Genomic DNA, 21,275 nt, shown 5'->3' on the forward strand with positions numbered 1-21,275 from the left:
GTAGCCCTAAGCTCGCTTACACCTACCATCTTATCAGATTAAGACCAGATTAAAACATAGCAAATATACCTTTCTACAAATAATTAAGTTCTTCCTTTACCGAGTTTTCACGGGGCGCACGATACGCGGCACCATCCACAATTGAAAAAAACGGTATCAAAATAAGACAATTTACATTCTATTATTCTACCAGAACCCCGATATAGTAATTTTGGGTATCTACCTCTAGTGTTTCGCGCGTCAAATTGGGAACAGCCAGCGGCTGAAATGTGGTGCTGAGCGGCAGTAGTTGGTACTGTCCGCCCCGAACCCGGACCCGAACAGGCAGGGCGAAGTCGGCCTCATTGGCAATCCAGCGGGCTTGGGCCGGACCTTCCTTGGGAAAGCGCACCTCCAGGATGGGCAGCCCGGAGTGGCGCAGGTACTGGTTGAACACGGGCGTGAGGTGCTGGCCCAGCTGCTGGTTGAAGTAGCCCACTACCTGCTCGGTGGTAATGGTTTGGTGGAAGAACTCCTTGTTGAGCCCCCGCAGCAGCGCCCGCCACCGGGCATCGTCGGGCACGTAGGCCGTGCGGATCATATTGAGCAGGTTGCTGCCTTTGTCGTACATATCCGAGGAGCCCTCCCGGTTTACACCGTAAGTGCCGATGATGGGCGCATCGTTGCGGATGTTGCGGCGCTGCCCGTGGATGTACTGCTGGCCGGCTTCCTTACCAAACTGGTTTTCCACGAACAGCGCTTCCGAGTACGTGGTAAACGACTCATGAATCCACATATCGGCAATATCCTGGCTGGTGAGGCTGTTGCCAAACCACTCGTGCCCGCTCTCGTGGATGATGATGAAGTCCCACTTATCCCCCCAGCCCGTGCCCGACCGGTCGCGGCCCAGGTAGCCGTTCTGGTATTTGTTGCCGTAGGCCACGGCGCTCTGGTGCTCCATGCCCAGGTGGGGGGCATCCACCAGCTTGTAGCCATCCTTATAGAAAGGGTACGGCCCGAACCAGCTTTCCAGGCTTTTGAGCATGGGCGGCACGTTGGCGGCAAACTGGGCTTTGGCCTTGGCTACGTTTTCGGGCAGCACCCAGTAATCGAGGCTCAGCGGGCCACTCTCGCCAGCGTAGGTACCGCCGCTCAGGTGCTGATAGTTGCCCACGTTCAGGGCCACATCGTAGTTGTTGATGGGGTTGCTCACAAACCAATCGAAGCGGGTGCCGCCCTTCACGGCCGCGGTGCGGCGCAGGCGGCCGTTGGATACATCCTTGAGGCCCTTGGGCACGGTTACGCTGATGAGCATGGAATCCACCTCATCGGCCTGCTGGTCTTTGCAGGGCCACCAGATGCTGGCGCCCACACCCTGGCAGGCCGAGGCCACCCAGGGCTTGCCCTGGGCATCCTGAGTGTACACCAGTCCGCCGTCCCAGGGAGCCTGCTTGGCCTCGGTGGGCTGCCCGCTGTAGAATACGGTGAAGGCCGCCCGGCTACCTTTAGTAATAGGAGCAGGAAAGGTGACAAATACGGCGTTGGCCTCCCGGGTGAAGGGCAGCGGCTTACCCTGGTACTCTACCTTATCCACCTGCAGGTTGGCAAACAGATCGAACTGCAGGCGGCTGAAATCCTGGATGGCCGTGAAGCGGAACTCGTTGGAACCGCTCAGGGCTTTGCGGGCCGGATCCACGCGCACATCGAGGTGGTAGTAGGTGAGGTCGTAGCAGGTGCGCAGCGCCGACTGGTAGCCCCGCAGCGAATCGGCGCGGGTGTAGGCGGCTTTGGGTTGCAGCAGCTGAGCCTGGGCACTGGTGAGCAGGCTGGTAAAAATCAGACTTAGAAAAACACGCACGATAACACGCTGGTTGGGTACTGAGGCAAAGAACGGCAGCCCGCGCAAAACGCTGCATTGGTGGTGGATTTTGGGTGGAGTGCCTGTTGCGCGAAGAGTTGATTCCGGGAAGTGGGGGTTTCTGCTTACTTTTCCCAGGCTGGGCCATGCTAGCGTACCAATCCGGCACCATTACCCGCTCTGCCGCTACTTACTTACCAACCAATCTGCACCCGTGTTCCGCTTCGTTCGAATTACACCCGTGTGGCTTTTCCTGTGGGCTCTTAGCCTGGCTGGTTTGGGGCTGACCGGCTGCGCCCCCGAAACCCGGGAGCCAGTGTACCGCATTGGGTTCTCGCAGTGCACGACCCACGACGCCTGGCGGCGGGCCATGCTGGCCGGTATGGAAAAGGAGCTGAGCTTCCACCCGAACGTGCAGTTCCGGATGCTGGATGCCAACAACGACAGTGACCTGCAGCGCCGGCAAATTCAGGAGCTGATCCGGCAGAAGGTGGATCTGCTGCTGATTTCGCCCAACCAGTCGGGCCCGCTCACGGCGCTGGCGGAAGCGGCCTACAACCAGGGCATTCCGGTCGTGATTCTGGACCGGCGCACCACTTCCCGCCTGTACACGGCCTACGTGGGGGGCAACAACCAGGAGGTGGGCCGCACCGCCGGCCGCTACGCAGCCCAGCTACTGAACGGGCGCGGGCAGGTGCTGGAAATTACCGGCACGCCCGGCTCCTCCCCCGCCACCGACCGGGACCTGGGCTTCCGCCAGGCCCTGCGGGCGTTTCCGCAGGTGAAGCTGGCGGCGCAGGTGGAGGGCAACTGGCAACCGGCTTCGGTGCTGAGCCGCCTGCCCGCCGTGCTGCGGGCCAACCCCGACATCGACCTGATTTTTGCTCACAACGACCCCATGGCGCTGGCCGCTCATCAGGTGCTGCGGGAGCTGGGCCGCGCCGGACAGGTGCGCATCATTGGGGTGGATGGTCTGCCGGGGCCCGGCAACGGGCTGCAGCTGGTGGAGGATGGCGTATTGCAGGCCACCCTGCTCTACCCGACCGGGGGCGAAGAGGCCATCCGAACGGCCCTGCGCATTCTGCGCCACGAGCCTTTCCTCAAGGATAATGTGCTGGGAACAATGGTCATTGACTCTTCCAATGTGGGCACCATGCGCCTGCAAACCGAAGCCCTGACGGCTCAGCGCCAGGATTTGCAGCAGCAGCAGTTGCGCCTGAAGGAGCAGATGCGGCGCTACGCCAGCCAGAAAGTAACCGTGTACCTATTGCTGGGCAGCCTGGCGGTGGCCATGCTGCTGGGGGCCTGGGCCTGGCGCTCCTCCCGCATCAACCGCCGCATTCGGGAAGTGCTGGAAGGCCAGAACGCCAAAATCAGTGCCCAGCGCAACCAGATTGCCCAGCTGGCCGAGGATGCCCGCCGCTCCTCGGAGGCCAAGCTGCGTTTCTTCACCAACTTCTCCCACGAGCTGCGCACCCCCCTTACCCTCATTCTGGGGCCGGTGGAGGATCTGCTGACCAACTCCAGCGAGCTGTCGGCGGCCCAGCGCCAGGATTTGCAACTGGTGCGCCGCAACACCCAGCGCCTGCTGCAGCTGGTGAACCAGCTGCTCGATTTCCGCAAGATTGACGTGGGCAAAATGGCCGTGCGTGCTACCCAGGGCAACCTGGTGGCCTTTGTGCGGGAGCTGATGGATGTGTTCGAGAAAACTGCCCTGCGGCGGGGCATCACCTTCCGGTTTCTGCCGGCCGAGCCGGTGATTACCCTCTGGTTTGATGGCGACATTCTTGACAAGGTATTTTCCAACCTGCTGTCCAACGCCTTCAAGTACACCCCCGATGGGGGCCAGGTGGTGGTGAGTATGCAGCGCAACCCCGATACCAACACCGTGCGCGTGAGTGTGGAGGACAACGGCCGGGGCATTGCCGAAGTCGACCAGCCCCACATTCTGGGCTGGTTTTACCAAGGCAGTCAGCCTTCAGCCAATGGCTCGGGACTGGGCCTGGCCCTGGCCGATGGCCTCACCCGCCTGCACGAGGGCACCCTCTCGTTCCGGAGCCAGCCCGGCCACGGCAGCACCTTTGAGGTGACGCTGCCCCTGGAAAAGCCCGCTACGTTTCTGGATGCCGAACAGGCCCTACCGCACGCTCCCCTGGTACCCGACGACCTGCTGGAGGACGAGTCCCCGCTGCCGGCCGAGGAGGCCTCGGTGGCCCGTACCGCTACCACGGCCCTGGTTATTGAGGATAACGAGGAGGTACGGGCATTTCTGGTGCAGAAGCTGCAGCCCCATTTTCAGGTGAGTACGGCCGCCGACGGAGCCACCGGCCTGCGCCTGGCCCACGACACCATTCCGGACGTAATTGTGTGCGACGTGAACCTGCCGGAGCTGAGCGGGCTGGCGGTGGTTACGGCCCTCAAAGGCGACTGGCGTACCTCTCACATTCCGCTGGTGCTGCTCACGGCCCGCAATGCTCCCGAGCAGCAGATTGAGGGCGTGCAGGCCGGCGCCGACCTCTACCTGACCAAGCCCTTCAACCCCACTTTCCTGGTAGAAAGCCTGCGCACCCTGCTGCGCAACCGGGACCAGCAGCGGGAGCACTTCCGCCGGGAGCTGTCGGTGGATACGGCCACGGTGGCTCCCCAGCGGGTGGATCAGAAGTTTCTGGCCGATCTGACGGCCATTATCGAAGCCAACCTGGACCGGCCCGGCCTGAGCGTGGACGACATTGCCCGCAGCCTGGGCGTGTCGCAGATGCAGCTGTACCGCAAGGTGAAGGCCCTGCTGGGTACCGGCGTTACCGACTGCATCCAGAACCTGCGCCTCACCAAGGCCCGGCAGCTGCTGCTGCAGGAGGGCAGCACCGTAGCCCAGGTAGCCTACCAAACGGGGTTTTCCTCGCCCTCCTACTTCGCTACTTTATTCAAAGGCAAGTACCATGTGTCGCCTTCCGAGTTCAAGGCCCTGCACACCGCCATGTAATCTGCGTTACTAACTAGAGGCTATCTAATTCCCCTCCTTGGAAAATTCCGCGCATCAAGCGGCGTGGGCTAGGGGTGGTTAACCTTGCGTTAGAACGGTTTCTAGAGCTAGTCCTAAAAATTGTTCTTACATCCACCAACCACCCCTAGCCCACGCCGCTTGATGCGCGGAATTTTCCAAGGAGGGGAACTAGCTCTAGCTATAACCTCGGTGTTACAATTCAGATTATATAGCCACGTGCGTGAGGTGACCTACCAGCACGATGGTGCTACCGCCGCAACTGGTGCAAGGCGCTCCGTTTTATCCTATTCGGTGACTTGATTGGACTTCTACCCCTGTAGAAATCCTGCACATCGTGTCTGATTTTTAAAGACGCAGGTTGCACGGCCCTACCGCGCAAAAATTCAATTCATTAACCATCAAATACTTACACCAAAAACAAGACCGTGCAAGAATTCTGTACGCATTTGAAAGAATGCAGCAGACCATAGCCGGCCGGGAAGCCAACATTTGGGAAACGCTCAGCTCAGGCATCCCATGATTCAGCGCAAAGTTTTTTTCTGGTCCATCGTTACGGCACTCGGCGGCTTTTTGTTCGGGTTCGATACGGCGGTGATTTCGGGGGCCGAAAAAGCCATTCAGCAGCTCTGGGGCCTGAGTGCTTTTGAGCACGGCTTCACTATTTCTATTGCCCTTATTGGTACGGTGCTGGGCGCCATGTTCGGGGGCATTCCCTCGGACCGGCTGGGGCGGCGGCAAACCCTGCGCTGGATTGCGGTGCTCTACCTCGTATCGGCGGTGGGGGCGGCCCTGGCCCCAAGCTGGGTACCCTTTCTGCTGTTCCGCTTTCTGGGCGGGCTGGGCGTGGGCGCCTCCTCCGTTACGGCCCCACTGTACATTTCCGAAATTTCGCCGGCCAGCTCCCGGGGCAAGCTGGTGGGGCTGTTCCAGTTCAACATCGTATTTGGCATTCTGGCCGCTTACCTCTCCAACTACCTGCTGGCCAACGTCGGGGATATTTCCTGGCGGCTGATGCTGGGGGTGCAGGCCGTACCCTCCGTGGCTTTTCTGGTGTTTCTGTACCAGGTGCCCGAAAGCCCCCGTTGGCTGCTGCTGCACGGCCGCCTGGCCGAGGGGCGGGAGGTGCTCCGCATCATCAGCCCCGAAACGGTGGATGCCGATGTGGCGGCTATTCTTAAAGGCCAAGCCCACAGCGCAGAGCAGAGCGAGTCACTATGGGCGCGGCAGTACCGCACGCCGGTGCTGCTGGCCATTGCCTTCGCCTTTTTCAATCAGGTATCGGGCATCAACGCCATTATTTACTACGCCCCGCGCATTTTCGAAATGACGGGGCTGGGTCAGGGCGCGGCCCTGCTCTCGTCGGCGGGCATTGGGTTGGTGAACTTCATCTTCACCCTGCTCGGCGTGAACGTGATTGACCGGTTTGGGCGGCGCAAACTAATGCTGGTGGGCTCGTTGGGCCTTATTGCCACGCTGGGGCTGGTAGCCCGGGCTTTCTACACCCAGCAGTTCAACGGCTACCTGGTGCCGGTGCTGCTGTTCGTGTACATCGGCTTTTTTGCTTTCTCGCAGGGGGCCGTCATCTGGGTGTTTATCTCCGAAATCTTTCCCAACGCGGTGCGGGCCAAGGGCCAGGCCCTGGGTTCTTCCACGCACTGGGTAATGGCCACCGTCATTGCCTTCACCTTCCCCTACTTCGCCGAGCGGCTGGGCGGGGGGCACACCTTCGCCTTCTTCTGCGCCATGATGGTGCTGCAGCTGCTGTTTGTGCTGCGCCTGATGCCCGAGAAGAAAGGCAGCAGTCTGGAAGAAGTGGAACCCGTTCTGGTCATGCACTGACCAACTCAGCTTACGCAACAACAAATCAGCGTGGTATTCCTGCCGAAGTGGATATAGCCGGGGCCGTTTGCTTGCTGCAACGAGCACTCCCCGGGCCCGGGGCTGCCGGTGAGTACAGCCCCCGGACCACCCCGCACCGCCGCTTCGGCAGGTTTCACCGCCCAGTGTTTTCAGGTACTTAACTTCCTGCTTATCCCATGCCAATTGCTTGCTTTGGAGAAATGCTCTGGGACGTGCTGCCTACGGGTAAGCAGCCCGGCGGCGCGCCCCTGAACGTGGCCGTGCACCTGCACAACTTCGGGCTGGAGGCGCACATCATCAGCCGCGTCGGCCACGACGACCTGGGGGCCGAGCTGCTGGCGTTTGTGGAGTCCAAGCACATCAGCACCCGCTACGTGCAGCAGGGCGAGACCCACCTGACGGGCGTGGTGAAGGCCAACGTGAGCAACAGCATGGAGGTAACCTACCAGATTGTGAAGCCCGTGGCCTGGGACTACATCCAGTACGATGCCGCCCTCAGCGAGCTGGTGCAGCAGGCCGATGCCTTCGTGTACGGCAGCCTGGCCGCCCGCCACGCGCCCTCCCGCGAAACCCTGTACCGCCTGCTCCAGCAGGCTTCCCTCAAGGTATTCGACGTGAACCTGCGCCCCCCGCACTACTCCCGCGACGTGGTAAGCTACCTGCTCAACCAGGCCGACATTGTGAAGCTCAACCACCACGAGCTGGAGGAAATTATGGGCTGGTTCAGCGTCAGCTCCGACGAGGCTACGGCCCTGCGCTGGCTGGCCGAGCGGTTTCAGCTGCAGGCCGTGTGCGTGACCAAAGGGGCCGACGGTGCCGCCCTGTGGGTGGACCGGCAGCTGTACAGCAGCCCCGGGCTGGTGGTGCAGGTGCAGGACACCATCGGTAGCGGGGACGCCTTTCTGGCGGCTTTGCTGCGGGGCTGGCTGGCCGGCCAGACGCCCCCCGACTACCTGGCTTTTGCCTGCGCGGCCGGCTCATTGGTGGCCAGCTGCCAGGGAGCCACGCCCCCCATTTCGGAGGCCGAAGTGCTGGCTCTGGCGGCCACCTCCGCCACCTGAGTACCCGCTCTGCTTTTTCACCTTTCCCACCGCATGAAAACAATAGTCCTATCAATTATAGCCCTGCTCAGCGCCGCCACCAGTCCGGCGCAGACGCCCGTGGCCTCTCCCGACCCCTACCGGCCGGTGTACCACTTCACGGCGCCCAAAAACTGGATTAACGACGCCAACGGGCTGGTGTACAGCAACGGCCAGTACCATCTGTTTTACCAGTACAACCCGCAGTCGGCGCAGCCGGGCCACCTGAGCTGGGGCCACGCCACCAGCCCCGACCTGCTGCGCTGGACCCACCTGCCCGTGGCCCTCACCGAATACCCCGGCCCTGAGGGCAGCAACATCATGATTTTTTCGGGCAGCGCCGTGGTGGACAAGGACAACACCTCGGGCCTGTTTCCGGCCGGCAAAACCGACGGGCTGGTGGCCTTTTATACCGGTCACCAGGAGAAGCCCGGCCTGGTGATGGCCCAGCATCAGAACCTGGCCTCCAGCCAGGACGGGGGCCGCACCTGGCAGCGCTACGCCGGTAACCCCGTGCTCGACATTGGCAGCAAGGAGTTCCGCGACCCGAAGGTGTTCTGGTACGCGCCCCAGCAGAAGTGGGTAATGGCCACGGTAAAGGCCGACCGCCAGCAGGTATACTTCTACGAGTCGAAGGACCTGAAGAAGTGGGACTTTATGAGCCGCTGGGGCCGGGCCGGCAACACGGTGCGGGAGTGGGAGTGCCCCGATTTGTTTGAGTTGCCGGTGCCGGGCGGCGGCACCCGCTGGGTGCTGCTGATTTCGGCCGGCAACCCCACCGAGCAGTTCCGGGGGCAGCAGTACTTTCTGGGCCGGTTTGATGGCAAAGCCTTCACGCCCGACCAGCCCTACGAGGAGCCGGCCTACCTGGACTTCGGCAAGGACTACTTTGCCGCCGTTACCTTCAACAACGCCCCCGACAACCGCCGCCTGCTGGTGGGCTGGACCAACGACTGGGCCTACGCCCGCGACGTGCCCACCGGCGACGAATGGCGTGGCAACTTCGCCGTGCCCCGGGAGCTGAGCCTGCGCCAGACCAGCGCCGGCCTGGCCCTGGTACAGCAGCCCCTGGCGGAACTGCGCACTCTGGGCAAAGAAGCCCTCAGCCTGAAAAACCAGACCATCAAGCCCGGGGCGGCCGGCCTGCCGGTAGCCTTCCGGGGCGAATCCTACGACCTGGAGCTGATTGTGAAGCCGGGTACCGCCACCGCCTTCAGCCTGAACGTGCTGGAGAGCGAAGCCGAGCGCACCACCCTGCGCTACAACGTGGCCCGGCAGGAGCTGACCCTGGACCGCACCCAATCCGGCAACGTGAGCTTCCACCCCATGTTTGCCAGCTCCCTGGAAACGGCGCGGGTACCCTTGCAGAACGGCCAGCTGAAGCTGCGGGTGCTGGTGGATAAATCGGTGGTGGAGGTGTTTGCCCAGGATGGCGAAACGACCCTGACCGACCTGGTTTTTCCGCGCCAGCACGCGGGCCGCATCAGCCTCCGGGCCGAGGGCAGCCCGGTGCAGCTCACCCAGCTACGCCTGACCAACCTGAGCCAGCCCGCGCCCTGAAGACCCGGATGCTGTAACTGGTTGCTCAACCCTTTTTGCTTCCTGTATACCCTTTAATCCCCATTTCATCTCCTGCCAGCTGCTCGTTCGGCCCGTTTCCCACCAGGTGCCCACTGGCAGCCACTGAATTTCACCAGAACCTTTGATGAGTTGCTTATAGCGAAGCCAGGCCCGCTGTCCTGCTTATCTGCCGAGTGGTGGCAGCAGGCTTGTGCTTCGCTAAGTGCCTGTAGAATTCCCACACTTTTTTTCCCTCACTCATGCATAACAACTGGTACAAACGGTACAAATCTCAGGAACTGCCAGCCGCTGGGCTGGCAGCCCACACCTCGTCGGCCTGGCTGAAAGCCCTGACGATTGGTGGTCTGTGTGTCCTCTCGCCGCTGCTGGGCCAGGCCCAGGCTACGCGCGCCGTTAGCGGCCGGGTGGTGGATGCCAACTCCTCCGGCCTGCCCGGAGTAACAGTGGTAGTGCCCGGCTCCACGGTGGGCACCAGCACCGGCCCCGATGGCTCCTTCCGGCTGGATGTGCCCGCGGCGGCCACTACCCTGTCGTTTTCCTTCGTGGGCTTTACCACCCAGCAGGTCAGCATCACCGATAAGACATCGGTGCAGGTAACGCTGCGCGAAGACACTCAGGTGCTGGGCGACGTGGTGGTGGTGGGCTACGGCACGGCCCGCAAGCAGGATGTGACCGGGGCCGTAACGGTTATCGGTGAAAAGGATTTTAACCGGGGCACCTTTACCTCCCCCGACCAGCTGTTGCAGGGCCGGGTATCGGGGGTGCAGGTGAGCAACAACAGCGGGCAGCCCGGCGGCCCGGCTACCATTCGGGTGCGGGGCAACTCGGCCGTAACAGGCTCCGGTCAACCGCTGTACGTGGTAGATGGCGTGCCCCTGGACGGCCGCACCGCCCGGCCGGGCCTGGTAGCCTCAGCCGATGTAGGAGCCGGGGCCGACAGCAACCCCCTCAACTTCCTCAACCCCGACGACATTGAAACCTTCACGGTGCTCAAGGACGCTTCGGCTACGGCCATTTACGGCTCGCGGGCGGCATACGGGGTGGTTCTGATTACTACCAAAAAAGGAAACTCGGGGGCGCCGGTGCTCAACGTGGGCGTATCGGGCGGCTTCTCCACCCTGCTGCGGCGGCCCGATTTTCTGAACGCCAGCCAGTACCGGGAAGCTATTCGGTACTATGGGGCACCAGCGGCCAACGACAAGGGCGGTGACGTGGATGCCCTAGATGAGATTCTGCGCACGGGCTACCTGCAGAACTACAACGTGGCCATGAGCGGGGGGGGCGAAACCGGCCGCTACCGCCTCTCGCTGGGCTACCTCGACCAGGATGGTATTGTGCGCCGCACCGGCTTTAAGAAGTACAGCGCCAACCTATCAACCAACCTGCAGTTTCTGGAAAGCAAGAAGCTGGGCCTGGATATCAACTTAACGACCAGCCAGTTCCGGGAGCAATTGGCCAACATTACCACCGATGCCGGTTTCCGGGGCAGCCTGATCGGGCAGGCCCTGCAGTGGAACCCTACCCAGCCCCTGCGCAACCCCGATGGCTCGCTCTACATTGTGGCCGGCGACGTGGTGAACCCGCTGGCGGCTCAGGAACTGTTCAACGACCGGTCCCGGGTGAACACCATTCTGGCCAGCTTTGCGCCTTCGTACAAGTTCACCGACTGGCTGAACTACCGTATGCTGCTGAGCGTGAACTACAACTCCGGGGAACGGCGCACCTCCCTTAACCAGCGCCTGATCAACTACCCTGGCATTGAAAATCAGGGCTTTGCGGCCATCAGCAACAATGAGCTGACCACCCAGCAGATGGCGCACACCCTGAACTTCAATAAAGCCGTAACAACCGACCTCAACCTGAACGCGGTGCTGGGCTACGAGTACACCAAGTTTATCAACCTGGGCTCCAGCCTGAGTGGCTTCGGCAACCCCGCCACCGGGGGCTTCGGCAACTTCGGCCTCGATTACACCGACTACATTCAGACTTCGGCCACCGGCTCCCGCAGCATCTCCTCGTTCAACGACCCCACCTCGGCACTCCAGTCGTTCTTCGGGCGGGCTATTCTGAACTTCAAGAACCGCTACGTGCTGACCGGTACGCTGCGCCGCGACGAGAGCAGCAAGTTCGGTGACAACGAGAAAGTGGGCTATTTCCCTTCGTTTGCCGTGGCCTGGGACCTGAGCCAGGAGGCCTTTTTCCCGGCCGAGCAGCTCACCCAGCTGAAGCTGCGGGCCGGCTACGGCCTCACCGGCAACCAGGAGTTTCCGGCGGGGGCAGCCCAGGACCGCTTTGAGGTGCGCGACAACGGAGCTCAGATTCCGCTTAACAGCCGCAACGAGAACCTGAAATGGCAGGCCGACCGGCAGTTCAACGTGGGTATCGACATTGGAGCCGTGGACAACCGCTTCACTTTCTCGGCCGACTACTTCAACAAAACCACTACCGACATTCTGTTTCCTACGGTACCCGGCCAGCCGGCCCCGCAGGTGCAGGCCATCTTCTGGGATAACCTGGATGGCAAAATCGTGAACAAGGGCGTGGAAATGGCCCTGGGGGCAGTGCTGGTGCGCCAGGAGAAAGTGGAAGTGGGCTTCAACGCCAACGCCACCTTCATTCGCAACGAAGTAAAAGACCTAGTTGGGCCCGACATTATTACCGGTGCCATCAACGGACAGGGCCTGTCGGGGGCTACCTCGCAGCTGATTCGTAACGGTTACCCCATCAACGCCTTCTTCCTGCCCCGGTACAATGGCCTCAACGACCAGGGCCTGTCGAACCCCATCGACATTGCCAATCCGGTGTACGCGGGCAGCCCTAACCCCAAAACACTGCTGGGCCTGAGCGCCAACGCCCGCTACGGCAAACTCTCCCTCATTGCCAACATGACCGGAGCCTTTGGCCAGTACGTGTACAATAACACGCTTAACGCGGTAGGCAACGTAGGCCAGATTGGGGCCGGTAAAAACATTGCCTTATCCACCTTCGAAAACCCGGTGAAGGAATCCATCGGCAACCCGGCAGCGGCCACCACCCGCTACCTGGAGAAGGGCAATTATCTGAAGCTCTCCAACCTCACGCTGGCCTACGGCCTTGGCAACCTGGGCAGCTTCATGAAAGGAGCCCGCGTGTACATCACGGGCCAGAACCTGCTGGTATTCACCAAATACGATGGGTTTGACCCGGAAGTAAACACGGTGAAGCGCGGGGCCAACCAAGTGCCTTCGGTGGGCATTGACTACCTGCCCTACCCCAGCGCCCGCACCTTTACGCTTGGTGTTAACTTCAACCTGTAACCTCTAAGTACTTCCCACCATGAAATACGCTAAGATTGCCTATGCAACTGCCCTGCTCACGTTGCTACAGGGAGCCACTAGCTGTGATGTTGATGAAACGCTGCAAGGACAGCTGGCCCTCGACCAGATTCCGCGCGGCGACCCCGCGGCCCTGCTGCAGGGGGTATACAATGCCCAGCGCGACCCAATTCAGGGCCACGTGAGTGTATTTGCCCTTCAGGAGGTATCCACGGATGCGCGCATTATGCCCACCCGCGGGCCAGACTGGGACGACAACGGCAAGTGGCGGGCCCTGTTCAACCACACCTGGGACGGCAACAACGAGCGGGTGCGGGACACCTTCAACCAGCTGGAAGGCATCATTTTCGCCTCCACCGATTTGCTGCGCTTCTCCCCCAGCACCCAGCAGCAGGCCGAATCCCGGTTTTTGCGGGCCTGGGCTACCTTCCTGCTTCTGGACCTTTACGACCAGGTGCTGTACCGGGAGCCGGGCGAGGCACTCAACAACCTGGCCAAGGTGCGCAAAGGCAGCGAGGCGCTTAACTACATTGTGAGTGAGCTGAACGCCATTCAGGCCGACCTACCCGACGCCCCGGTTAGCCGGGCTACCAAGGATGCGGCCCGGGTGCTGCTGATGAAGTGCTACCTCAACAAAGGGGTGTACGCCAACCGGGCCGCTCCCACCTTTGCCGCCGCCGATATGAACCAGGTAATCCGGCTGGCTGACGAGATTATCAACAGCAACAAGTACGCCTTTACCCCCAATTTCTTCGACAACTTCGCGCCCAATAACGGCGCCATTGGCCGGGAAAATATCTTCACTCAGGAAAACACGTTCGGCAACGCTGGCCCCACCCGCGACTCCTGGAAGTTTGTGTCGCACTACAACATGCGGCCCGTGGATGGCTACAACGGCCCCGCTACCACGGCGGCCTTCTACGACCTGTTTGAGGCTGCGGATAAGCGCCGGGGCGTGGCCTACGACATAGCGGGCGGTCCGGCCAACCCCGGGCGCCGCATCAACGTGGGCTTCCTTATCGGGCAGCAGTACAACCTCATTACTGATGCTCCGCTTACGACGCGGGGCGGGGCGCCGCTGGTCTTTACCAAGGATATTAACCTCTCGGAAACCGGCTCCGACCTGGAGGCCAAGGGCATCCGGCCCCTGAAATACCCCGTCGACTACGTGAGCGAGGCCAAAGGCGGCAACGGATGCGAGAATGACCACGTGACGTTCCGGCTGGCCGATGTGCTGCTGATGAAGGCCGAGGCTATCCTGCGGGGTGGCACGCCTACCAGCGCCGGCACGTACGGCGGAACGGCCCTGACCATCGTCAACTCACTGCGTACGCACCCTTCCCGCGGAGCCAGTGCCCTTACCTCTCTCTCGCTCGATGTGCTGCTGGATGAGCGGGGCCGGGAGCTATACGGGGAATCGTGGCGGCGGCAGGATATGATCCGGTTTGGCAAGTTCCTGCAGGCCCGCAAGGACAAGCCCCAGAGCGACTCGAAATACCTGCTCTACCCGGTGCCGAAAAACCAGGTAGACATCAACCGGAACATTGTGCAGAACCCCGGGTACTAACCCTTGCCTGAAGCAACGTACCAGCAGGCCGTTGGTTACCGCCCGCGTTGGCGGCAGCCGGCGGCCTGCTTGCGTGTGAGCCGCCGCCCCGCCGGTTCGGGTACTCCTGCTGCATTAATCCTTATTTTCTGATGAGAAATCGACGAATTGCGTACGTACTGCCGTTGCTGGCGGCCCTGGCCACCGCCTGCAACCAAAGCCCGAAAACGGAAACCATTGCCGCTGCAACTCCTGCCGCCACCGCCGATAGCACCGCTACCCGGAAAAAGGACTGGTGGAAGGAAACGGTGGTATACCAGCTGTACCCGCGCAGCTTCCAGGACAGCAACGGCGACGGTGTGGGCGACCTGAAAGGTATTATCTCCCGCCTCGACTACCTGAAAAACACCGGCGTGGGCACCGTGTGGCTCAACCCCATCTACGCCTCCCCCAACGACGACAACGGCTACGACATTTCCGACTACCGCCGGATTATGCCCGAGTTTGGCACCATGCAGGACTTCGACGCCCTGCTGGCGGGCATGCACCAGCGCGGCCTGAAGCTGGTGATGGACCTGGTAGTGAACCACAGCTCCGACGAGCACGCCTGGTTTAAATCGGCCAGCGCCTCCCGCAGCAGCCCCTACCGGGACTACTATTACTGGTGGCCCGCCGAGAAAGGCACCCCGCCGGCCCGCTACAGTACCTTTGATGTGAAGAAGAACGCCTGGCAGTACAGTGCGCCCACCAACTCCTACTACCTGCACATCTTCTCCCGGAAGCAGCCCGACCTGAACTGGAATAACCCCAAGCTGCGGCAGGAGGTGCACGCCATTATGAAGTTCTGGCTGGATAAGGGCATTGATGGGTTCCGGATGGATGCCTTCCAGTTTGTGGCCAAGGACCCCAGCTTTCCGCCCATGCCCGGCCTTACGGAGCAGAACTACGCCAACGCCTACAACCACGGCCCCCACCTGCACGATTACCTACGGGAGATGAACCGGGAGGTACTCAGCCGCTACAACGTGATGAGCGTGGCCGAGGGCGCGGGCCGCAGCCCCCAGGAAGCCCACCTCTTCGTGGACCCCGACCGCAAGGAGCTGGACATGACCTACCACTTTGAGGGTACCGGCGTGGGCAGCAACTCCGAAACCTACCAGCTCACGGAGCTGAAGCGCGTGTTTACGAAGTGGGACAGCGCCTTCGCCCAAACCGGCTGGCAGGCTTTGGACCTGGGCAACCACGACCAGCCCCGCATGACCAGTAAATTCGGCGACGACCGGCCGGCGTTCCGGGTGGCCTCGGCCAAGCTGCTCAACACCTTTCTGCTCACCATGCGCGGCACGCCCTACTGCTACAACGGCGACGAGCTGGGCATGACCAACATCAAGTTCGACAAGATTTCCGACTACCGCGACCTGGCGGCCCTAAACGGCTACGCTTTGGTGAAGAGCCAGGGCGGCAACCTGCCGGCCTACCTCAAAAACCTGCAGCGCTTCTCCCGCGACAATAGCCGCACCCCTTTCCAGTGGGACAGCACCGCCAACGCGGGCTTCACCACCGGCACCCCTTGGCTGAAAGTCAACCCCAACTACCGCACCGTGAACCAGGCCGCCCAGGAACGGGACCCCAACTCGGTGCTGAACTACTTCCGGCGGGCCGTGGCGCTGCGCCAGCAACATAAGGTGTTGGTGTATGGAGCCTACCAGTTGCTCGACGCGCCTAACCCCCACGTGTACGCCTACACCCGCATCCAGGGCCCCGAAAAGGTACTGGTGGTGCTCAACTTCTCCTCCGAAAACCGCACCTGGCCTTTGCCAGCCGGCCTTGCCTTGAACGGCGCGCCCTGGCTTAACAACTACCCCAGCTTCAGCCCTGCCGCTACGCTGGCGCTGCAGCCCTGGCAGGCCCTGGTGCTGCCGTTGCAGTAAGAGCCGGTGCTGGCTGCCCTGATCCGATGCCGTCGGCACCGGATCAGGAATCGGTATCTTGCTTGTCTGCCTGCCCTTTCCTGCTTTCCGTTTCACCGTCCTTTCCCACCCGTTATGCTCCGCTTTCCTCTACCAGCTATAAGAACATTGCTGGGCACTATCCTGCTCATGAGCACGGCGCTTGGCCGCCCGGCCCTGGCCCAGGCTCCCGACCCCTGGCGCGTGGCGGCCGACCAGATAGACCCGCGCAGTTACTACGGAGTGACGGTGGCCAACGGGATGCTGGGCGTAGTGTCGGCACCGGAGCCATTTCAGGTAAAGAGCGTGGTGCTGGCCGGGGCCTACGACCAGTACGGGCGCGGGCGGGTGAGCAACTTCCTCAACAGCTTCAACCTGCTGAATATGTACCTGGAAGTGGATGGCCGCCGGCTCTCGGGCCGGGACGCCACCAATTTCCGGCAGGAGCTGGACATGCGCCGGTCCAGTCTCACCACCAGCTTCGACTACCAGGACAAGGCCACCATCCGCTACACCTACTATGCCCTGCGCCACCTGCCCTTCACGGTGCTGATGGATGTGAGCATCACGGCCAAGAAAGACGTGCAGCTGGGCGCGGCCAGCGTGCTGGAAACCCCCGACGCCCTGCGCGACGCCCAGAACTACTACAACGAAATTGACCGGCCCCACGTGGCCCTGAGCCTGCTCACCTCCTCGGCCAAAAGCCCCACCGGCAAAATGCAGCTCTGCGCGTCCAACACCTTTCTGTTTGAGGAGCCCCACGGCCAGGAGCCCCGGGTGATTCATGAAATGTGGGACAACAACATGCACCTGATCAAGTTCGGCAAGCCGCTGAAAGCCGGGCAGACCTACTCCTACGCCGTGGCGGGCTCCTCCATCACCTCGGCCCACCACGCCGACCCGCTCAACGAAGCTGAGCGCCTCACCATTTTCGCCCGCCTGGAGGGCAAGCAGCGGCTGCTGGATTTCCACGCCAAGGCCTGGGAGGAGCTGTGGAAAAGCGACATTCAGATTCAGGGCGACGCCCAGGCCCAGCAGGATGTGCGCAGTATGCTCTACCACCTCTACAGCTTCTCGCGGGCCGGAACCGACTATTCTCCTTCGCCCATGGGCCTCTCGGGGCTGGGCTACAACGGCCACGTGTTCTGGGACACCGATTTGTGGATGTTCCCGGCCCTGCTGGTGCTGCACCCCGATATTGCCAAATCCCTGATTGAATACCGGTTCCGTCGTTTGGAGCCGGCCCGGCGCAATGCCTTCGCCCACGGCTACCAGGGCGCCATGTACCCCTGGGAAAGCGCCGATACGGGCGTGGAGGAAACCCCGGTGTGGGCCCTGAGCGGACCGTTTGAGCACCATATTTCGGCCGATGTGGCCCTGGCGGCCTGGCAGTACTACTGCGTCACCCAGGACCGGGACTGGCTGCGCGAGAAGGGCTACCCCATTCTGTCGGCTACGGCCGATTTCTGGGCCAGCCGGGTGGAACGCAACGGCCCCGGGCACTACGACATCAAGAACGTGGTGGCCTCCGATGAATGGGCCGAAAACGTGGACAACGACGCCTTCACCAACGCCGCCGCCCAGGTAAACCTGCGCAACGCCGCCGCCGCCGCCCGGTTGCTGGGCCTCAAAGCCAACCCCGACTGGCTGCACGTGGCCCAGAACATTCCCATCCTCAAAATGCCCGACGGCACCACCCAGGAGCACGCCACCTACAAGGGCGAAGGCATCAAGCAGGGCGACGTGAATCTGCTGGCCTACCCACTCAACGTCATTACCGACCCCGCCCAGATCAAAAAGGACCTGGCCTACTACGAAACCCGGGTGCCCAACGAAGGCACCCCAGCCATGACCCAGGCCATCTTCGCTCTGCTCTACGCCCGCCTCGGCAACGCCGACAAGGCCAGGCTCTGGTTCAAAGATGCCTACGAGCCTAACCTGCTGCCCCCCTTCCGTGTCATTGCCGAAACCAAGGGCGGCACCAACCCCTACTTCGCCACCGGCGCGGGCGGAGTGCTTCAGGCCGTGCTCATGGGCTTCGGCGGCCTGAACATTACGCCCGGCGGCATCACGCAGAGCAAAACCACTTTACCCACGGGCTGGCAGTCGGTGAAGATAACGGGCGTGGGCCCGCAGCGTAAAACCTACTCCGTGAGCCGCTGACAGACTAATTCGTAACAAGGAAATACGTAGCCAAAACTTTCCGCGTGCTGATGAGCCTGATTAGTAGACCTGAGTTGCGGACTAGAGCTAGAAGCTAGTTCTAGTCCGCAACTTATGTTAGCTGACTCAGCCTGACGTTCTACGAAATCCCACCTTTCATCCTTTGCTCCATGCGTAACCTCTTCTTCGCGGTGCTGCTGGTTTTGGCTGGCACTGCCGCCGCTCAGCAGCTACCTCCTTCGCCCCGCCAGCTCTACCCGGGCCTGTTTGAGGCCGTGCAGCTGGGCCGGGTGTATCCCGATAACAAAACCTTCGTGGATGCCACGGCCAAGGAGCCGCCCGCCGACATCCTGCGGGCCTATGCTCAGCAGAAAGACGCCCCGGGCTTCGACCTGAAAGCCTTCGTGGCGGCCCATTTCACGCCCCCGGCCCCGGCCGGCGGCCAGTACCGCAGCCAGGTAGAAGCGGGCCTGCGCCACCACCTGGATACGCTCTGGACGGTGCTCCAACGCCACCCCGACACCGCCACCCCGGGCGCCTCTTCCCTGCTGCCGCTGCCGCGCCCCTACATTGTGCCGGGCGGACGGTTTCGGGAGGTGTACTACTGGGACTCCTACTTTACTATGCTGGGGCTGGCCGAAAGCCACCGCACCACGGTTATCCGGGACATGGTGGATAATTTTGCCTACCTGCTGGACACCTACGGCTTCATCCCGAATGGCAACCGCACCTACTACCTCACCCGCTCCCAGCCCCCGTTTTTTGCCCTGATGGTGAACCTCCTCTCGCAACAGGAGGGCAACCAGCAGACGCTGCTGCGCTACCAGCCCCAACTGCTGCGCGAGTACAACTACTGGATGGCCGGGGCCGAAACCCTGCAGCCCGGCACCGCCCAGGACCGCGCCGTGCGCCTGGCCGGGGGCGAGGTGCTCAACCGCTACTACGACAGCAGCGACCAGCCCCGGGAAGAATCGTACGCCGAGGACGTGGCCGCCGCCAAGCTCAGCAAGCAGCCCCCGGCCCAGTTCTACCGTAACATCCGGGCCGCCGCCGCTTCCGGCTGGGACTTCAGCACCCGCTGGTTTGGGCCCGACGGGCAGCTGGGCAGCATCCAGACTACCGATTTGGTCCCCGTTGACCTGAACTGCCTGCTCTACTACCTCGAAAACAGCATCGCCACCACCTACCAGCTGCAAGGCAACGCGGCCCAGGCTACGGCCTTCCAGACCAAGGCCCAGAACCGCAAGAAGGCCATTCTGGCCTACTGCTGGGATGCCAAGGCCAATTGGTTTGTCGATTACAACTTCCGCCTCCGGCAACGCTCCAGCCAGCTGACCCTGGCGGGCATTTTTCCGTTGGAATTTGGCATTGCTACCCCGCCCCAGGCCAAGCTGCTGGCGGCAGGCCTGCAACAGAACTTCCTCCAGCCCGGCGGCCTGGCCACCACCCGCAGCCGTAGCGGGCAGCAGTGGGATGCCCCCAATGCCTGGGCCCCGCTGCAGTACATGGCCATCAGCGGCTTGGAGCGTTACGGTCAACCTACCCTGGCGCGCACCATTGCCACCCGTTGGATTGAGCTGAACCGGGACGTGTTTCAGCAAACCGGCAAGCTGATGGAGAAATACAATGTAGTGGATACGAAACTCAAAGCCGGCGGCGGCGAGTACCCGCTGCAGGATGGCTTCGGCTGGACCAACGGCGTACTGCTCAACCTCATCAACAAATACCAGCCCGACAAGTCGTTCTAACCGTGTTCTGTGGCCGTCACGTCGGTCCTGCCTTATCTTCGGGTTAGGCAGGACCGACTTTTCGTTTGCCACAACTCGACCCTACGGTGCGGCTACCCGATATGCCCTGCCATTTCTCTTATTGGCAGGCAAGCAGTCAGGCGGGAGGTACAATAATTGCGGCAACTGGCATTTTACCCTCTATTCAGGCTCTCCTATGGCTGACTTGTCCGTTTCCCTGCCCGATATTCAATCCGAGGAGGACGTGCGCCGCGTGGTTGACAGCTTCTACGGCCGGGTGCAGAACGATGAGCTGTTAGGGCCCATTTTTGAAGCCGTTGTGCAGGGCCGCTGGCCGCAGCACTTAGCTACCATGTATGATTTCTGGAGCGGCCTGCTGCTGGGTACCGGCCGCTACCGGGGCCGGCCCTTTCCCAAGCACCTGGCCCTGCCCATTGATGGCCGCCACTTCCACCGCTGGCTTACGCTGTTCGTCGAAAACGTAGAAGCTCAGTATCAAGGGCCTGTGGCCGATGAAGCCATTTACCGCGCCGGTACTATTGCGGCCGTATTTGAGCACCGGATTACCCAAGCCCGTAATCCGTATCATATCCTATAGAAAATCGGCCTCTATGATATCCTTTCAACGTTTTGTGTCGTAAGAACCCTATATCTGACCCTGAGTTAGATGGACAACGAGAAAAAGTTTTTTCGCTGAATGGCGAAAATTCCAAAACCTGCGTAAATTCGCTGCGTATCCACTCGTCCTACCTCACTCCGTATGGCTACTTTGACTTCCCTCCCCGACTTGCGCACCGAAGGTGACATTATGACGCTGGTGGATACGGCGTTCAGCAAAGCTAAAAACGACGAGTTGCTGGCTCCCGTGTGCCGGGCCGTAGCTCAGGTGCATTGGCCTCGCCACCTCACCTCGCTCTACGATTACTGGAGCAGTGCCCTGCTGGGTACCACCCGCTACCAGGAAGGCCAGTTGATTCCGTTGCACTCGGCTCTGCCATCCAAGTGTCTGCAGCGCTGGACGGAAGTGCTGACCAGCACTGTGCAAGAGAAGTTTTCCGGCTCTAACGCCGATAAAGCAATGCATCAGGTAGCTACGCTAGCCTCCAATTCTATCGGCGCCTAGCGCTAACCCGTTTCACCCACCCCCAATTCCCACCCGTTCTCCTCACACATTCACCCATCCACCCATATCAA

The 21,275-nt window shown here is 61.6% G+C and carries 12 protein-coding genes; 11 read left to right on the top strand and 1 reads right to left on the bottom strand.

What is annotated here, in order from left to right; genetic code table 11:
* Positions 1 to 181: 181 nt before the first annotated feature.
* Entirely contained in the window at positions 182 to 1,837 is a 1,656-nt protein-coding gene (locus EI290_RS01305) for a M1 family metallopeptidase (RefSeq protein WP_125425848.1), read from the bottom strand.
* 214 nt (positions 1,838 to 2,051) lie between these two features.
* Between EI290_RS01305 and EI290_RS01310 the strand changes: the two genes are divergently transcribed.
* The 11 genes from EI290_RS01310 (at position 2,052) to EI290_RS01360 (ending at position 21,204) form a co-directional block, all read left to right on the top strand.
* Positions 2,052 to 4,820, top strand: coding sequence for a hybrid sensor histidine kinase/response regulator transcription factor (locus tag EI290_RS01310; protein WP_125425850.1), 2,769 nt, complete (start codon positions 2,052 to 2,054; stop codon positions 4,818 to 4,820).
* A 537-nt stretch (positions 4,821 to 5,357) separates the two neighbouring features.
* Positions 5,358 to 6,680 carry a sugar porter family MFS transporter gene (locus EI290_RS01315; RefSeq protein WP_125425852.1) on the top strand — a complete coding sequence of 441 codons (1,323 nt, stop codon included), beginning with the start codon at positions 5,358 to 5,360 and terminating at the stop codon, positions 6,678 to 6,680.
* Between the two features lie 197 nt (positions 6,681 to 6,877).
* Positions 6,878 to 7,762: a carbohydrate kinase family protein gene (locus EI290_RS01320; protein WP_246008816.1), complete on the top strand. Its 885-nt coding sequence runs from the start codon at positions 6,878 to 6,880 to the stop codon at positions 7,760 to 7,762.
* A 33-nt stretch (positions 7,763 to 7,795) separates the two neighbouring features.
* Positions 7,796 to 9,340: a glycoside hydrolase family 32 protein gene (locus EI290_RS01325; RefSeq protein WP_125425854.1), complete on the top strand. Its 1,545-nt coding sequence runs from the start codon at positions 7,796 to 7,798 to the stop codon at positions 9,338 to 9,340.
* 260 nt (positions 9,341 to 9,600) lie between these two features.
* Positions 9,601 to 12,657 carry a SusC/RagA family TonB-linked outer membrane protein gene (locus EI290_RS01330; protein WP_125425856.1) on the top strand — a complete coding sequence of 1,019 codons (3,057 nt, stop codon included), beginning with the start codon at positions 9,601 to 9,603 and terminating at the stop codon, positions 12,655 to 12,657.
* 19 nt (positions 12,658 to 12,676) lie between these two features.
* A complete protein-coding gene (locus EI290_RS01335) occupies positions 12,677 to 14,242 on the top strand; it encodes a RagB/SusD family nutrient uptake outer membrane protein (protein ID WP_125425858.1) in 1,566 nt (521 codons plus the stop codon).
* A 131-nt stretch (positions 14,243 to 14,373) separates the two neighbouring features.
* Complete coding sequence (locus EI290_RS01340; protein ID WP_125425860.1) at positions 14,374 to 16,152, top strand: glycoside hydrolase family 13 protein; 1,779 nt, start codon at positions 14,374 to 14,376, stop codon at positions 16,150 to 16,152.
* A gap of 114 nt (positions 16,153 to 16,266) precedes the next feature.
* A complete protein-coding gene (locus EI290_RS01345; protein ID WP_221766220.1) occupies positions 16,267 to 18,333 on the top strand; it encodes a glycoside hydrolase family 65 protein in 2,067 nt (688 codons plus the stop codon).
* A gap of 170 nt (positions 18,334 to 18,503) precedes the next feature.
* A complete protein-coding gene (gene treF / locus EI290_RS01350; protein WP_125425862.1) occupies positions 18,504 to 20,081 on the top strand; it encodes an alpha,alpha-trehalase TreF in 1,578 nt (525 codons plus the stop codon).
* Positions 20,082 to 20,277: 196 nt separating this feature from the next.
* Positions 20,278 to 20,679, top strand: coding sequence for a group III truncated hemoglobin (locus tag EI290_RS01355; RefSeq protein WP_125425863.1), 402 nt, complete (start codon positions 20,278 to 20,280; stop codon positions 20,677 to 20,679).
* A 162-nt stretch (positions 20,680 to 20,841) separates the two neighbouring features.
* Positions 20,842 to 21,204: a group III truncated hemoglobin gene (locus tag EI290_RS01360; RefSeq protein WP_125425865.1), complete on the top strand. Its 363-nt coding sequence runs from the start codon at positions 20,842 to 20,844 to the stop codon at positions 21,202 to 21,204.
* Positions 21,205 to 21,275: the final 71 nt, after the last annotated feature.

It is taken from the genome of Hymenobacter metallilatus (assembly GCF_003944705.1).
Lineage (GTDB): Bacteria > Bacteroidota > Bacteroidia > Cytophagales > Hymenobacteraceae > Hymenobacter > Hymenobacter metallilatus.

Bases quoted from the DNA above. Each gene is read 5' to 3' on its own strand.
- EI290_RS01315 (WP_125425852.1), top strand. From the start codon at position 5,358: ATGATTCAGCGCAAAGTTTTTTTCTGGTCCATCGTTACGGCACTCGGC.
- EI290_RS01320 (WP_246008816.1), top strand. From the start codon at position 6,878: ATGCCAATTGCTTGCTTTGGAGAAATGCTCTGGGACGTGCTGCCTACG.
- EI290_RS01325 (WP_125425854.1), top strand. From the start codon at position 7,796: ATGAAAACAATAGTCCTATCAATTATAGCCCTGCTCAGCGCCGCCACC.
- EI290_RS01330 (WP_125425856.1), top strand. From the start codon at position 9,601: ATGCATAACAACTGGTACAAACGGTACAAATCTCAGGAACTGCCAGCC.
- EI290_RS01335 (WP_125425858.1), top strand. From the start codon at position 12,677: ATGAAATACGCTAAGATTGCCTATGCAACTGCCCTGCTCACGTTGCTA.
- EI290_RS01340 (WP_125425860.1), top strand. From the start codon at position 14,374: ATGAGAAATCGACGAATTGCGTACGTACTGCCGTTGCTGGCGGCCCTG.
- EI290_RS01345 (WP_221766220.1), top strand. From the start codon at position 16,267: ATGCTCCGCTTTCCTCTACCAGCTATAAGAACATTGCTGGGCACTATC.
- treF (WP_125425862.1), top strand. From the start codon at position 18,504: ATGCGTAACCTCTTCTTCGCGGTGCTGCTGGTTTTGGCTGGCACTGCC.
- EI290_RS01355 (WP_125425863.1), top strand. From the start codon at position 20,278: ATGGCTGACTTGTCCGTTTCCCTGCCCGATATTCAATCCGAGGAGGAC.
- EI290_RS01360 (WP_125425865.1), top strand. From the start codon at position 20,842: ATGGCTACTTTGACTTCCCTCCCCGACTTGCGCACCGAAGGTGACATT.